We start from the raw sequence: 14,662 nt of genomic DNA, 5'->3' as shown, positions 1-14,662 counted from the left end.
ATGATTAAAGGGCCGATCCGAAATCCGAAAAAATTGAACTGAAATGCAAGAAAGCCGAGCCGGATTCACATTAAACCCGGCTGAGTGGCATAACAAAAGAATTGATCATCCCTATTCTGTTTTCTTGATTTTATGCAAGTCCGGCATCTGCACCTTGAATCGCCGGTCTGGCGGACTTAGTTGGTCTCTGGGCAGAGAATACCGGGTCAGGCAGCCGGTCTATCCGAATTTTCTTCTAAAATGAGCGAGCGCCAGCAGCGGCCAGATAAGATCGTAACTGTGATAATGAATGTAGAACGCACCGGCCATCCCCCTTCCTTTCGGATAGTCCGCCGTCCAGTCCGGCGCTGCACCTGCAGCGATGAGAAATTGGATGCCGCGTTCTATTTCGGGCGTCAGAGCGGCGGAACTTGAAATCAACGCATCCAGCGCCCAGGCTGTATGTGTCCGCGTGCTGGCCCCAAGCGCTGTATAATGCTTGTTCACGTCGCTCTTGCACGATTCGCCCCAGCCTCCGTCGGGATTCTGGATCCTCCGCAGCCAGCCGGCCGCTCTTCTCACCGCGGAATGTTCCGGTTTCACGCCCGCGGCAGTCAGGCCGGTCACGGCCCCCCAGGTACCGTAAATAAAACAGATGCCCCAGCGGCCGATCCAGGAACCGTCTTTTTCCTGGTTGCGGAGCAGCCAGTCGATTCCCCGTCCGATCAGAGGATTCCGGGTGTCAAGATCGGTACATTCTCCGAAAAAATTCAATGTTCTTCCCGTCAAATCGGGCGACGACGGATCAAGCAGAATGTCCTGCGGCTGCTCAATCGGCAGCCAAACCAGATACGGTTTGTCAATTCCTTTTTCAAAGGCCGGCCATCCCCCGTCGCTGTTCTGCATGGATACAACCCACTGGATCCCCCGGTCCCACGCCCGGCGAAATGTTTCGTTTTCGCGGGCGGAAAATCGAATCGACCGCAGGACGGCAGCCGTATCATCGACATCCGGATTGATCGTGTTTGCGTCGGAGAATCCCCAGCCTCCCGGCCGCCCCTCCGGATTATGGATCGCCCAGTCGCCGAATTTCGCATGCCGATGCCGGCGCTGCCATAAATAGTGATTCGCCCGGCGGATCATTTCCGACGAATCGGCAATGCCCGCCTCCTGCAGGGTACTGCCGATCAGAGCCGTGTTCCAGACGGTCGCCGTCGTATATTGAACATGCGGATAGCCTTTAATCCGGCAGATCATTGACTTCAGACCGCGGACCGCTCTTGAAATAACCGGATCTCCTTTTGAATACCCGCGGGCCAGCAAGGCAAAGACCATAAGGAACGTGGCGCTGAAGTAGCATTCAAGTGTTCCGTCCGCTTCAATCCTTTTCAGCATATAATGCTCCGCCTGTTCTAAAGCGTCTGTGTGTACCGGCTCGATCTGGCCGGAAAGCACCTGTATGCCCTGCCTGATCAGAGCGAGTATCGGCTGCCAGGGATCGGAATCCGGAAGATCGGCGCCGGCTACCCCGTCCGCATCCTGATCCGACAAATCGGGTGTCATGCTCGTCTTAACATGGTAGCGTCTGTCCGAAAGGATCAGTATCGGTGCAAAATTGGCCCGGGTAAATACAGATAAATCAAAAAAACTGACAGGAAAAGAAGGCGGGAGAAGGATGGCTTCAACCGGAATCTGAAAAAGATCGGACCAGTCGTACTGCCCGATGAGGGCCAGCATGATTTTTGTGAACGTATTTGTTTTTTTCAGACCGCCGTTGGCACGGATAAAATGCTTTGCCGCCTGAATGCGGTCATCGTCCTTTGACCGATAACCGGAATAAAGCAGTGCCGTATAGGCTTCCACCGTCGCCGACAGATTTCCGTCCGTCTCGTCATAAAACAATTTCCACGAACCGTTTCTCTCCTGTTTCTGCACAATGCGTTCAGCCAGTGCCTGAATCAAAGACTCCTCTCTTATTTCCAGCGACCGAAGTAAAATGATAAAATAACAATCTGTGACAATTCCCGTTTCAAAAGGATAGTTCCATGATCCATTCGGCAATTGATCTCTTATTAAAATACGGACAATCCGACTGATTTCGGCGGACACATCGGCTGCCATCCTCGTCATCCTCCCCTTCCGCAAAGATGCTTCTATAAGCATATTTTAAAAAGAGGAAGGACATTCATCCAAACGGGAATGGGAAAGCATCCTGTGCCGGGTGCCGCCGATTGATTTCCGACAGGTCAGGTTTTATACCGCAGGTGCTGTCTGAAGGAGAAAAATGGGTACATGGCGAATGTTACATGAAGTACGGCCTGCAATAGAAGTCTCAGAAAGCATAGATCCGGAGAAAATTTTTCAGAACACTATTTTGGGAAAGGGCAGAAAATCGTAAAGGGCTGATTATGTGAAAAAAGAGGCTGTTATTTTTCATGAGCTTCAGGGATTCTGGAATTCACCGATCCTTTTTTGGCCGGTTATTTTGATCGCTGCCTCTGCCTGGATTACATATTTTCTGCAATATCTTTTTAATATCAGCTTAATCCGCAGTACCTCTGCACACGGGCTGTTTATTTATTGGCTGCTCCTCGGCATTTTATTGCCGCTCCTGCTATGTACGCTGACATTCGCTATAGAAGTACGAATGGATGGCCTGTATATTCGATTGTTTCCTCTCAACATGCACTACAAAAAAATTTCCTATGAAACCATTGCCTACTACTATCCGGTTCATTATAGTACGATTGCACGCTTCGGAGGAATCGGCATCCGCGTTAACTTACAGGGCGAGAAAGTATATAATTTAGGGGGAAATAAAGGAATTGAGATTGGGCTGACAACAGGGGAAAAAATAGTCATAGGTACAAATCAGGATGAAGCACTTAAAAGGGCAATAGACAAAGTCAGGTTTAGGTAAAAATTTTTCGGGAAAATTTTCGCTCAAGTCACATTTATAGAAATCGGGTCTGATTTTTATTAGAATAGGAATATTGATAAACAGGGGGTGCCGAAATGGCTTCGTTAATCGATGAAATCAATGAATATAAGGCTTCTTCCGACAAAAAAGCATCACCGGAGAAGAAACGGATTCATGCGCAGGCGACCAAAGAACTGGAGGAGTCCGGCATTGCCAAAGGCCTGAAAAAGGGTGATCACGCCCCCGATTTTACACTGCCGGATGCAACCGGCCGCGATGTCTCTTTGTCGGATCAGCTTGCCGAAGGCCCGGTCATCCTGTCATTCTACCGCGGCGGCTGGTGCCCTTACTGCAATCTTGAACTCAGAGCCTACCAGCGGGTGCTGCCTGAAATTAAGAACGCGGGTGCTGAACTGATCGCCATCAGCCCTCAGACACCCGATGCTTCCCTTTCAACCAAAGAAAAAGACGGGCTGGATTTTTTTGTTTTAAGCGACGAGGGCGGAGAAATAACCAGAGCGTATGATCTGCTCTTCAAGCTGCCGGGTGAACTGATCGAACTCTACAAAAAATCCGGGATCGATCTGCCCGCCCACAACGGGAACGAGAGCTGGGAACTGCCGAAACCGGCGACTTTTGTTGTCAATCGACAGGGAACAATCGTATTTTCCCATGTCGATTCGGACTATAAGAAGCGGACAGACCCGGAAGAAGTCATCGCTATTATCAAAGCCCTGCAATAACGATTCAAAACGGATCCGTGTCTCCCCCAAATCAAGAGTCGGGGGACTATTTTTTACCAGAATTTTTAAACTAGTGCTCCAAACAAAACACTATAAGTGTGAACCGATAAATACAACCAAGATGTGCCGAAACGGCACGAATCAGCGGCCTTTCGTAAAAATAAGCAGCCATTCATAACTGACGCATAGATTTGCTGGGAAAAAGTTCTTTACTGCTCCATAACAAAAGGAAGGAACCACTACGCAGTAAACGGGATCTGCACAACCGTCCGATCGAATTTAGCAAGCTGCGCCGAAGCCGAACGTTCGCTCCGAATCAGGTCAAGGCCGCTCCGAACCCGAGCGGTCGCTCCAAAATCCAGATTGAACCCGGTGAATCAACATGATTAAAAAGTTCCTCCTTTCCATTTAGTCCTTTCTTTTATCCCTATTGATTTTATTTACAGTCCGGGCTGCCGTGCACGATCATTCGCCCTCAGCAATTTTATTGACACGCACACGCGGCAGAAACGGCTATCTAACTTCGACTGAATAGCTTTTAAGACTTCGCGGAAGCATGCTTCCCTTTCATAGATAAAATGAAAATCGTACTCATTACAAAAAGCGCTCCGACATAATCATAAAAGCCGAAAGAAACGTGGAGCCAGATCAGCGACAGCAGGGCAGCGGACAAGGGTTCAGCCGTTGCGAGCACACTCGTTTCGGAAGCACTCAAATATCTCAGGCTTTCCAAATAGCAAACGAAGGCGATCAGTGTCCCGAAAATAATGATAAAGGCAATAGAAACGATTGAATGAAAGGTAAATTCACCGGCAGCCAGCCAGGGAGGATGAATAAAACTTAAACCCGCTCCTCCGATCAGCATGCCCCAGCCGACAACAACGACGGATCCCCATTTTCTAAGAAGCTTCCTAGGCTGGAGCGTGTAGAAAGCAGCAGCAAAAGCCGAACACAGGCCCCAAAAAAGAGTTAAGCCGGAGACCGACAGCCGGTGAATACTGCCGTGAGTCACTAAAAAGAACGTTCCGAGAACCGCCAGAGCGACAGCGATGATTTCTCTGAATCCGGGCAGTCTTCTCAGATTAAACGCCAGATAACAAGTAATGATCACAGGTCCCAGGCTTTGAAGAACCGTTGCCGTCGCCGCATTGCTGTTTTTAATCGCAGCAAAATAAGTATACTGTACACCCGGCATTCCCAATAACCCAAACAGAATGATGCTGGCTCTTCCGCTTTTATCCCGCCAAATGCCCCAGATTCTTTCCTTTTCCTTCCTATAGTAAAGCCCCAGAAGCAGGAGTCCTGAGGCCAGTAGCCGAAAGACGGTCAGCCACTCCACATTTATTTTTGCATTCTGAAATAAAAATTGAGCGGCGGTGCCGGAGACGCCCCAGAGAATCGCCCCTGTTAAGACAAGGGCAACGCCCCTGGCTCTGGAATAGCCGCCGTCTCGGTATAAAATTTTTGTTTCCGGTCTTGCCATGATCATCCCGTCTTTACCGAACTAAGTGATATTTTCTGACTATCGTATTAAAAACTCTGCTTCAATGTTGAAAACATAATACAATTATATTGATATATAACGTTTTTTTCTACAAATATATTAACCTATAATAGTGTTATATTGACTGAGGCGATAGCATGCAGAAAAAAGAGATATTGATTGACGAAAATCACCGGGAAACAACCCTGCACGGGAGTTATGAATTCCCGATGGCTGTTTATGTGGATCAGCTCGATAAAAATGCCCTAGGGTTCGTCAACTGGCACTGGCACGATGAAATTCAGTTTTCACTGGTAACGAAGGGAGACGTGGAGTTTTGCGTTAATCAAAAGACATATGTCTTAAAAGCAGGACAGGGCATTTTTATCAACAGCGGATGCCTGCACAGGTCAAAGCCGATATCAACGCCCGACAGCACGTTTATCTGCCTGGACGTTGCCGTTAAAATGCTTTCCTTCTTTCAAGGCAGTGCCATAGAACAGAAGTATGTCAAACCTTATCTGAAACTTGAAGGCTTTTCAGCGGTCACATTAGATGATCAAGTGGAATGGCAGAAAATCATACTGACAAAAATAAAGGAAGTTTATCGACTTTACACGCAAAAGAATTATGGATACGAACTCGATATATGTATCCTATTAGCGGCTGTCTGGAGGCAGCTTATTTCTAAACAGGATGAGCTGAAAGCGGATACGAATGCGAATGAGCCGATCAACCAGCAGAGAATAAAAACAATCATGTCCTATATACAGACACACTATATGGAAAAAATGACACTTCAGGAGATCGCGGCAATCGTCCACATCAGCAAAGGAGAATGCTGCCGCTTTTTTAAGCGGACGGTCAAATGCACGGTGTTCGATTATATCGCAAACTGCCGGATCAACAAAAGCATCGAGCTGCTGCGGACAACCGATCTGACGGTCAGCGAGATTGCCGGTTTTGTAGGATTTGGAAGCACAAGTTACTATATTGAGCGTTTTAAGAGGCAAGTTTTGTGTACACCGAGAGAATACAGAGTGCAGCACGTCAATTTACCCATAGTTCAGTGACAGCGTCCTTACCTGATCAGATGATGGATCCTATACGGCTCTGCTCATAAAAGGAAGCGGGTGCAATGGATTTTATACAGACGGCACTTCTCGTTTCCAATTCTCCGGTCACCTTCAAAAAAGCGGAAACAGATCGTACGGAAACCCACTGAGCATGGCGGATTTCTTACATTCAGCTCAGCTCTCAGCATGAAAACAAAAAATCAGGCTTTTGCATTTGATCGTTCTTCATCCAGCACTTTTTCATTTGCGGATCCTGTCTTTAGCAGGAGCAGAGACAGCGTAATCAACAGGAAGGCGGTTCCCGACATAAAAGGAATCGTAACGAACCCGAAGACAGAGAAATCCTGGCTGGTACACGGATCGGCAAGTGAGCAGGTCCGGACATAATACAGGTTGGGAAAATGCTGAATCGTAAAATGATAGGAGGCAATGATGAAGCCGAGGATCGAAATGGGCAGGACATACTTTCTGATTGAAAAATCTTTTCTAAAGAAAGCGATCCCGAGAATGATCACGAGCGGATACATCAGGATCCTTTGATACCAGCAGAGCGTGCAGGGAATAAAGTGCCTGATTTCGCTGAAATATAAGCTTCCGAAAGTGGCGGCGACAGCGATCATCCACGAGAAGAACAAAAACAAACGATTAGATAAATACTTTCTGATCACAAAAAATCATCTCCCCATGAAAAATCCCATCTGATCGGCGTCCGAAATGTGAATCGATCCGATCTTCTCCCGTTCGTACAGTCAGGCATCGATATCTTCATTTTACAATGTTCTATTGGATTTGCACGTAAAGAGAACGCCTGATTCGGAGAGATGATCCAAAGTAACACCCTTCTTCTCATGTATCGAAAAATCCGATTCATGATAGATGACGCAGATTAAAATGGCTAGAAACCCGGCGCGAAAGCGAATACTCGCTTTCGCGCCGGGTTTCTATGCCTTGACAATCTTCCGGACAGGCTGTATCTTTTTTAATTGAGATAATCCTCTTTTTCGGCGACCCGTCTGCCGATACGGTTTTTTACAGTCAAAGAATCAAACGGTGGCCGGTGTGTTAATTTTTCTAAAACAGCCAGCCGCTGAAGCAAGGAATCCCCTTCTTCGATATGGACCAGCGTTTCTTTAGCAAGGTCCCCTATCTTGTCAAATCCTTCATTCACGAACACACGCATCATATCGAGCGCATTTTCCGCTTTTTCCTCTCCCAGCTTCTCAAGACGTTTCAGAGAACGCAGAGAAACGCTGTCTATGGCATAAATCCGGATAATCATATCACTAAGGCAGGCCAGCACCTGCTGCTCCTGCTGCAATTGGCGGTCGTACTTCCTTATGGCCAGCCCGAGAACATATAAGAAGATTTTTTTCGCGGAAGATATAAGATCTGCTTCCGGTTTTTCGCTGCCGTTCCCCGTTTTTTTCTGCAGCAGCTCGTGAATTTCAGATTCCAGCGTGCCCAGCTTTCTGAGCAGCGGCAGTTCGCCCTTTTCCGCTTTCTTCAGGAGAGTGCCGATAATCAGCAATCGATTAATCTCATTTGTTCCTTCAAAAATGCGGTTGATGCGCGAATCCCTGTAAATGCGTTCGATCTTATAATCCTGGGTATAACCGTATCCGCCATGAATCTGCAGACCTTCATCGGCAATAAAATCCAGAGCTTCGGAACCGAATACTTTGTTGATAGAGCATTCGATCGCATATTCGGACATCCCCCTGGCCGACTTCAGACCCGCGTCCGGACTGCTGTAATCCAGATCCTTCAACGATTGATCAATCAGTCCGGCCGTACGGTAAACCATGCTCTCCAGCGCATAAGCCTTTGTGTTCATGTCGGCAAGCTTCTGGCGGATGATCGGGAAAGCGGCAATCGGCTGCCGAAACTGTTTGCGCTCATTGGCGAATTTGGCCGCAAGTCTGATGGCTTCCTTCGAGGCGCCAAGCGCCCCGGCGGCCAGTTTGAAGCGGCCGATATTCAGGATATTGAAGGCAATAATGTGCCCCCTGCCCGGTTCGCCGAGCAGGTTTTCGACAGGCACCCTGACGTCTTCCAAAATGACCGGCCGGGTTGAAGAACCTTTGATTCCCATCTTCTTTTCTTCCGGGCCGAGGCTGACTCCTTCCATCGTCCGTTCAACGAGAAAAGCCGAAAAATCCTTTCCGTCGATTTTGGCGTAGACGGTAAAAAGATCGGCGAATCCCGCGTTTGTGATAAACTGCTTTTGTCCGTTCAGGAGATAATACTTGCCGTCTTCGGAAAGTTTTGCTGTCGTTTTTGCGCTGAGAGAGTCCGAACCCGAAGACGGTTCCGTCAGACAGTAGGCCGCCAGTTTCGTACCGTTTGCTAATCCGGGCAGGTATTTTTCCTTTTGCTGTCTGTTTCCGAAGAAAACAGTGGGCAGCGTTCCGATCCCTGAATGCGCCGAAGCGGATAAGGAAAAAGAGGAGCCCCGGACCAGTGATTCGGTGATTAAAGTCGAGCTGACTTTATCCACTCCCAAACCGCCGAAAGATTCTGGTACATCCGCACCGAGCAGGCCGAGCGCCCCTGCCTGACGCAGCAATTTTACGGTCAGATCATAATCGAGACTTTCAATCTGTTTGTCGTTCGGAATGACCGATTTCTCCACGAAATTCCGCGTTGTTTCCGCAAACATGCGCTGTTCTTCCGAAAAATCTTCAGGCGTCAGCACATCGGCCGTGCCCGTTTCTTCTATTAAAAAACGGGCGCCTGTTCCTTCGCTTTTCAAAACCATCTTCCAACTCTCCCTTCATTTTTTGAACGGCAAGTCTGACGCAGCGGTAAACGGTTTGACGTATCAGGAAGCGTGCACTTCAAAAACACCGGCCGCACCCATTCCGCCGCCGATACACATTGAGACCACGCCGATTCCGCCGCCGCGCCGTCTCAGCTCATAGATCAAGCTGGAGGTCAGTTTGGCGCCCGTACAGCCGAGCGGATGGCCCAGGGCAATCGCGCCGCCGTTTACATTGACCTTTTCCTCGTCGAGCTGCAATTCGCGAATGACCTGCAGGCATTGAGAAGCAAACGCCTCATTGATTTCGAACAGGTCGATGTCTTTCAAAGCCAGGCCGGCTATTTTCAGTGCTTTAGGAATAGCTTTGATCGGACCGATGCCCATAATTTCCGGCTCCACGCCGGCAACCGCAAACGAACGGAACGTAGCGAGCGGGCTCAGGCCCAGGGCCTCGGCTTTTTCTTTGCTCATGACGACTGCGGCGGCGGCGCCGTCGCTCATTTGTGATGAATTACCGGCAGTCACCGAACCCGAAATTGAAAAGGAAGGCCGCAGATTCGCCAGTTTTTCTGCAGAAGTGTCCGGCCGCACTCCTTCATCTTCGCTGAATGTGAAGGCCTTATGCCATGGGCTCCCATTTTCATCAATTCCTTTTAACTGAGTATGGACAGGTGCAATTTCTTCCTTGAATTTCCCGTCCCTGAGGGCGGCGGCGGCCTTTCTGTGGCTGGAAGCGGCAAACCGATCCTGATCCTCGCGGCTGACCCCGAAGCGCTCCGCTACATTTTCCGCCGTATGGCCCATACTGATGTATATTTGAGGCATCTCTTCCTCAATTCTCAAGTGGGGCGACGGCCGGAAGCCGGCCATCGGAACGTGGCTCATGCTCTCCACGCCGCCGGCCACGACGATATCCGAATGGCCGAGCATAATCCGTTCGGCGGCAAACGCAATGGCCTGCAGCCCCGAGGAGCAGAAACGGTTGACGGTCAGCGCCGGAACAGATTCCGGATAGCCGGCGTAGAGCGAGATGATGCGGGCAACATTCAGTCCCTGCGGTCCTTCCGGCATGGCGCAGCCGAGGACAATATCCTCGACGTCCTTCTTCTGCAGTCCGGGTGCACGTTCGATCACGGCGTCCAGAACCGTCCGGCCAAGGTCTTCCGGCCTTGTCTGCGCCAGACTTCCTTTTTTCGCTTTGCCCACAGGCGTGCGGGCCGCCGCGACAATGACGGCTTCATTCATTCTCTCCACCTCTTTCATTTCATCGTGAATCGTCAGTTTCGCAGCGGCTTGCCGCGGACGAGCATATGGCGAATCCGATCCTGCGTTTTTGTTTCGCCGCACAAGCTGAGAAATGCCTCCCTCTCCAGATCGAGCAAATATTGTTCCGTCACCGAGGCGCCGGGCGGAACATTTCCGCCTGAAAGAATGTGAGCCAGCTTGCCGGCAATGGTCCGGTCATAATCGCTGATATAGCCGCTCCTGCGCAAGTGGTCGGCGCCCAGAAGCAGCAAGGCTTTCCCGTTTTCGCCGACGACTTTGATCTTTTCTTCCCTGGGCGCTGCATAACCGAGGGCATCCAGAGATAAAACCGTTTTCTTGGCCTCATAAACCAAGTGATCTCTGTTTGCAATCACGCGATCGCTTTTTCTCAGCCATCCGAGATTTTTCGCTTCATAGGCGCTGGCCGATACTTTTGCCGCTCCGATCATTTCAAACGGCCTGTTTATAAACGGCTGCAGATCGGCCTCCGGATAGCCTTTAATGACTGCTGCGGCGCGGGCAGCCATCTCCTTGCAGCCTCCTCCGGCTGGGATGAGGCCGACCCCCGTTTCGACCAGACCGGCGTACGTCTCGGCTGCCAGATTGACCTGATCCGCAGCGAGACAGATTTCAACACCCCCGCCGAGTGTCATCTGATGCGGCGCGGCGACTACTGGTTTTTCAAAATATTTTAATCGCAGCAGTGTACTCTGAAGAGCTTGAATCATTTTGTCGATGGCCGGCCAATCTTTTTTCTCCGCACTGCCGAGCAGCAGTTTGAGGTCGGCCCCGACACAGAAATTTTTTCCTTCATTAGCGATCACGAGTCCTTTGAAACCACGTCTGACCTCCTCCATGCTTTTCTCGATCATTTCGATGATCCCGTCGCCGATCGCGTTGTTCGGCGAATGAAATTCCAGGCAGGCGACGCCGGCTCCAAGGTCGATCAGGCTCGCATCCCGGTTGGACAGGACGGCCGGATTCCGTTCCTTCAAAGACCGGAGCGAGATTGATTCCGGATCTTGCTCAAGCACCGCGTAGCGCTGTCTCCGCGAGTGTGTTCCAACATCTGAGCTGTATGCTTCCGATCGATCGCCGTGCTGAACGGCAGGCGCATCGGGAACGGCCTGGAAATGATAGATTCGCCCGTTCTGCCATTTGTAAAATGAGTGATTGCCCGCGGTGATCCATTGTTTCACCCATTCGGGTATCGCGAGTCCTTCCGCTTCCATACGTGATACGGACGCTTCAAGTCCAATAGCATCCCAGATTTCGAAAGGGCCCAGGTCCCAGTTGAATCCCCATTTCATCGCCCGGTCGATTTCGACAATAGAATCCGAGATCTCATCCAGCTTTTCCGCCGAGTAAAGCAGCACTTTTTTAGTTGCATTCCAGGCAAGCCTCGCGTACCGGTCCTCCCCATTAATTAAAGTCCGGATTCTTTCCCCGGCTTCTCTGATTTTTCCGGCCCTCGCCAGAGTCTCGGAGTCAATCTTCCGCCGCGGTTGATATTCCATGGAATCGATGTCCAGAGCCAGGATCTCTTTTCCCCTCTTTGTCGGGATGCTTTTATAGAAACCCTGCCCTCTTTTAGCGCCGTTCCAACCGCGGGCGACCATTTCCCGCACGTACTCTGGAACGTTAAAAACGGCTTTCTCCCCTTCGTCGGCAACATGATCGTGTACATTCTGGGCAACATGCACAAAAGTATCGAGGCCGACTACATCGAGCGTCCGGAGGGTGGCGCTTTTGGGGCGGCCCAATGCCGGACCTGTTACGGCATCCACTTCATCGACGCTGCAGCCCGCTTCCCGCATCTCCTGCAATGTCACAAGCAGGCCGTACGTTCCGATGCGATTGCCGATAAAGTTCGGCGTATCCTTAGTCTTGACAACACCCTTCCCCAGCGCCTTATTGCAAAAAGAAGACATGAAGTCGACAATGGCGGGATCCGTTTCTTCTCCCGGAATGATTTCCAGCAATTTCAGATAGCGCGGAGGATTAAAGAAATGGGTGCCCAGAAAATGCCTTTTAAAAGCCTTGCTCCTTCCCCGAACCATTTCATTAATGGAAATCCCCGATGTATTGGAACTGACGATCGTCCCCTCCTGCCAGTTGCTTTCGATCTTCTCAAGCAGGCTTCTTTTGACCGCCAGATCCTCCACAACCACTTCGATAATCCAGTCGACTTCTTTCAGCTGTTCCAGATTGTCTTCAATGTTCCCCGCGGTAATCAGTTCAGAGAAAGCGCTGTCATATAAAGGCGCCGGATGGGTTTTTCTTAATCCGGCAACAGCCGAAACGGCCAGGCGATTCCGTACTTTCGCATCCGTCAGATTCAAGCCTCTTGCCGCTTCTTCGGCTGTCAGCGTCTCCGGAACAATGTCCAGCAGCAGACAGGCGATTCCCGAATTCGCTAAATGGGCGGCGATTCCCGAACCCATGACCCCCGATCCGATCACCGCCGCTCTGCGTATCATTCGGCTCATGAACTCTCCTCCTGTTCCTTACTATTTTTATTTTTCACCGTCAGCTTAACGTACGCCGGCTTGTAACTGTTAATTCACCTTTTTTTTCTTATCTGCCCAGAACGGCTCACGCAGCTCCATTTTGCGGACCTTTCCTGTTGCCGTCCTCGGAAAACTTTTTACAAAGGAGCAGGATTTCGGCGATTTAAAAGAGGGCAGATGATTCCGGCAAAAGGCAATTAGTTCCTCTTCCGACACGTTTCGGCCCTCTTTCAGGATACAGACAGCATGCGGCACTTCTCCCCATTTATCATCGGGAACGGCGATGACCGCTGCCTCAAGAACGGCAGGATGCCGGGCCATGACGCCTTCTATTTCGATCGAAGAAATATTTTCGCCTCCGCTGATAATGATGTCTTTTTTGCGGTCGACAATATCGACATACCCTTCCTCATCAATCGTCGCCATATCGCCGCTATAGTACCATCCGTCTTTGATCACCCGATCCGTTTCTCCCTGCTGCCGCCAGTAACCTTCCATTACGTTGTTGCCTCTGACGATCAGCTCGCCGATCTGTTTCCCGTCATGGGAGACATCGCGCCCTGCGTCATCAACTACTCTGACATCCACGTTCATCAGGCACATACCGGCTTTGGCCTTGATACGGCGCACGTTTTCAATACTCGGATCCATATGGGATTTGAATTGAGTGAGCAGCACAAGGGGCGCTGTCTCCGTCGCCCCGTATCCCTGGATAAACTCCCAGTTCAATAAGTCTTCCACCTTTTCAATATAAGACGGAGGCGGTGCCGCACCGGCGACAATGGCTCTTAAATGATGGCTGATCCGCGCTGTTTTCGCTTTCGGTTCATGGAGCAGCATATTAACGACCGTCGGCGCCATGCACGCCAGACTGACTTTCTCCCGCTCGATCAGTTCAAAAATGTGAGCGGGGTCGATCTTTCGGAGCATCACATGCGTCCCGCCCATACTTGTAATCATAAAAGGCGTGCCCCAGCCGTTCACGTGAAATAAAGGAAGGATATGCAGCAAAACATCGCGGTCCGTGACCCGGACATGAATCAGGCCGTTTATTGCGTTAAAGTACAGGCTTCTGTGAGAATGCATTGCTCCTTTCGGAAGGCCCGTCGTTCCGCTTGTGTAAAGGATGCTGGCCAGATCCATTTCATCCATTTCCGGAATCGGCGGCGTCTCGGCCGAATACTTTTCAAGCAATTTTTCGTAACTGATCCAGCCTTCTCTCTCTTCACAGTCAGGAGAGGGGAGCAGAATAAAATGGTCAACGCAGCCCAGTTCCTTTCTCACCGGTTCAACAAGAGGCGCCAGCTCCGCATCCGCCATTAGAATTTTGGCACCGCTGTGATTAATGATGTAGGCATATGCAGAAGGAATCAGGCGGATATTCAGCGGAACGGTCGCCGCACCGACCTGTGTCACGCCAAACATCCCCTCAAGCTTCTGCAGGGTGTTGGGCGCAAGATAGGCGACACGATCCCCTTTCTTAATGCCGAGATCAATAAGCATATTGGACAGCCGGTTCACCCGTTCGCCCAGCTGGCGATACGTTAATCGGATCTCTCCGTCTACCACGGCCGTTTTATCCGGATAATACGTGACCGCCCGCTTCAAAAAATCCGGAATAAACATACGGTGTTTCATGAAAGTCCCTCCAGTCATTCTTCGTTCAACAGAACGTTCGCATTCGGATTATTAAGGGTCATTGAGTTTTCTGCCTTCCCCCGCCTCAAAAAAATCGTTTTCAATATTTCCGCTGCCGTGACCGGCTGATTCTGTTTCTGACAATAAAAGAAACAGCAGTTTGGTAAACGCTTACATTTTCCCGACTTTTTTTAACCTGACGTTTAGTTTGCGGCTCATAAACAATTAACATTGATGGAGTGAATTTTCCGGATAATGAAGACAACCATCTATTTTTTTAACTGTT

Annotated in this window: 10 protein-coding genes; 3 read left to right on the top strand and 7 right to left on the bottom strand. The window is 50.0% G+C overall.

The window, feature by feature from the left end; translation table 11 throughout:
• Nucleotides 1-219 precede the first annotated feature (219 nt).
• The gene (gene shc, locus OYT88_RS11490; RefSeq protein ID WP_274400163.1) at nucleotides 220-2,100 is read right to left on the bottom strand and encodes a squalene--hopene cyclase; all 1,881 of its coding nucleotides are present in this window, start codon (nucleotides 2,098-2,100) and stop codon (nucleotides 220-222) included.
• 289 nt (nucleotides 2,101-2,389) lie between these two features.
• On the opposite strand from shc, the gene OYT88_RS11485 reads away from it, so the two are divergent.
• Both OYT88_RS11485 and OYT88_RS11480 read left to right on the top strand, forming a co-directional pair.
• On the top strand, nucleotides 2,390-2,899 hold the full coding sequence (locus tag OYT88_RS11485) for a DUF6141 family protein (protein WP_274400162.1): 510 nt from the start codon (nucleotides 2,390-2,392) through the stop codon (nucleotides 2,897-2,899).
• Between the two features lie 95 nt (nucleotides 2,900-2,994).
• Entirely contained in the window at nucleotides 2,995-3,642 is a 648-nt protein-coding gene (locus OYT88_RS11480) for a peroxiredoxin-like family protein (RefSeq protein WP_274400161.1), read from the top strand.
• A 538-nt stretch (nucleotides 3,643-4,180) separates the two neighbouring features.
• Here OYT88_RS11480 and OYT88_RS11475 read toward each other — a convergent pair.
• Nucleotides 4,181-5,125: a DMT family transporter gene (locus OYT88_RS11475; RefSeq protein WP_274400159.1), complete on the bottom strand. Its 945-nt coding sequence runs from the start codon at nucleotides 5,123-5,125 to the stop codon at nucleotides 4,181-4,183.
• Between the two features lie 158 nt (nucleotides 5,126-5,283).
• On the opposite strand from OYT88_RS11475, the gene OYT88_RS11470 reads away from it, so the two are divergent.
• Nucleotides 5,284-6,198 carry an AraC family transcriptional regulator gene (locus tag OYT88_RS11470; protein ID WP_274400158.1) on the top strand — a complete coding sequence of 305 codons (915 nt, stop codon included), beginning with the start codon at nucleotides 5,284-5,286 and terminating at the stop codon, nucleotides 6,196-6,198.
• A 203-nt stretch (nucleotides 6,199-6,401) separates the two neighbouring features.
• Here OYT88_RS11470 and OYT88_RS11465 read toward each other — a convergent pair whose 3' ends face one another.
• From OYT88_RS11465 to OYT88_RS11445, 5 genes are all read right to left on the bottom strand, one after another.
• Entirely contained in the window at nucleotides 6,402-6,869 is a 468-nt protein-coding gene (locus tag OYT88_RS11465; RefSeq protein ID WP_274400157.1) for a disulfide oxidoreductase, read from the bottom strand.
• A 311-nt stretch (nucleotides 6,870-7,180) separates the two neighbouring features.
• Entirely contained in the window at nucleotides 7,181-8,959 is a 1,779-nt protein-coding gene (locus OYT88_RS11460) for an acyl-CoA dehydrogenase FadE (RefSeq protein ID WP_274400156.1), read from the bottom strand.
• A gap of 63 nt (nucleotides 8,960-9,022) precedes the next feature.
• On the bottom strand, nucleotides 9,023-10,207 hold the full coding sequence (locus OYT88_RS11455; protein WP_274400154.1) for an acetyl-CoA C-acyltransferase: 1,185 nt from the start codon (nucleotides 10,205-10,207) through the stop codon (nucleotides 9,023-9,025).
• A 32-nt stretch (nucleotides 10,208-10,239) separates the two neighbouring features.
• A complete protein-coding gene (locus tag OYT88_RS11450; protein ID WP_274400153.1) occupies nucleotides 10,240-12,717 on the bottom strand; it encodes a 3-hydroxyacyl-CoA dehydrogenase/enoyl-CoA hydratase family protein in 2,478 nt (825 codons plus the stop codon).
• Between the two features lie 69 nt (nucleotides 12,718-12,786).
• Nucleotides 12,787-14,376, bottom strand: coding sequence for a long-chain-fatty-acid--CoA ligase (locus tag OYT88_RS11445; RefSeq protein ID WP_274400152.1), 1,590 nt, complete (start codon nucleotides 14,374-14,376; stop codon nucleotides 12,787-12,789).
• Between the last annotated feature and the right edge of the window lie 286 nt (nucleotides 14,377-14,662).

This window comes from Sporolactobacillus sp. CQH2019 (genome assembly GCF_028765345.1).
In the GTDB taxonomy this organism is placed as follows: Bacteria; Bacillota; Bacilli; order Bacillales; family Sporolactobacillaceae; genus Sporolactobacillus.
Note: the sequence above shows the minus strand (reverse complement) of the source record. Positions and strands in the feature narration are given on the sequence as shown.

What these genes read in the sequence shown, in the direction of transcription:
- OYT88_RS11455 (WP_274400154.1), bottom strand. Translation starts at nt 10,207, where the DNA reads ATGAATGAAGCCGTCATTGTCGCGGCGGCCCGCACGCCTGTGGGCAAA.
- OYT88_RS11445 (WP_274400152.1), bottom strand. Translation starts at nt 14,376, where the DNA reads ATGAAACACCGTATGTTTATTCCGGATTTTTTGAAGCGGGCGGTCACG.
- OYT88_RS11450 (WP_274400153.1), bottom strand. Translation starts at nt 12,717, where the DNA reads ATGAGCCGAATGATACGCAGAGCGGCGGTGATCGGATCGGGGGTCATG.
- OYT88_RS11480 (WP_274400161.1), top strand. Translation starts at nt 2,995, where the DNA reads ATGGCTTCGTTAATCGATGAAATCAATGAATATAAGGCTTCTTCCGAC.
- OYT88_RS11475 (WP_274400159.1), bottom strand. Translation starts at nt 5,125, where the DNA reads ATGGCAAGACCGGAAACAAAAATTTTATACCGAGACGGCGGCTATTCC.
- OYT88_RS11470 (WP_274400158.1), top strand. Translation starts at nt 5,284, where the DNA reads ATGCAGAAAAAAGAGATATTGATTGACGAAAATCACCGGGAAACAACC.
- OYT88_RS11460 (WP_274400156.1), bottom strand. Translation starts at nt 8,959, where the DNA reads ATGGTTTTGAAAAGCGAAGGAACAGGCGCCCGTTTTTTAATAGAAGAA.
- shc (WP_274400163.1), bottom strand. Translation starts at nt 2,100, where the DNA reads ATGGCAGCCGATGTGTCCGCCGAAATCAGTCGGATTGTCCGTATTTTA.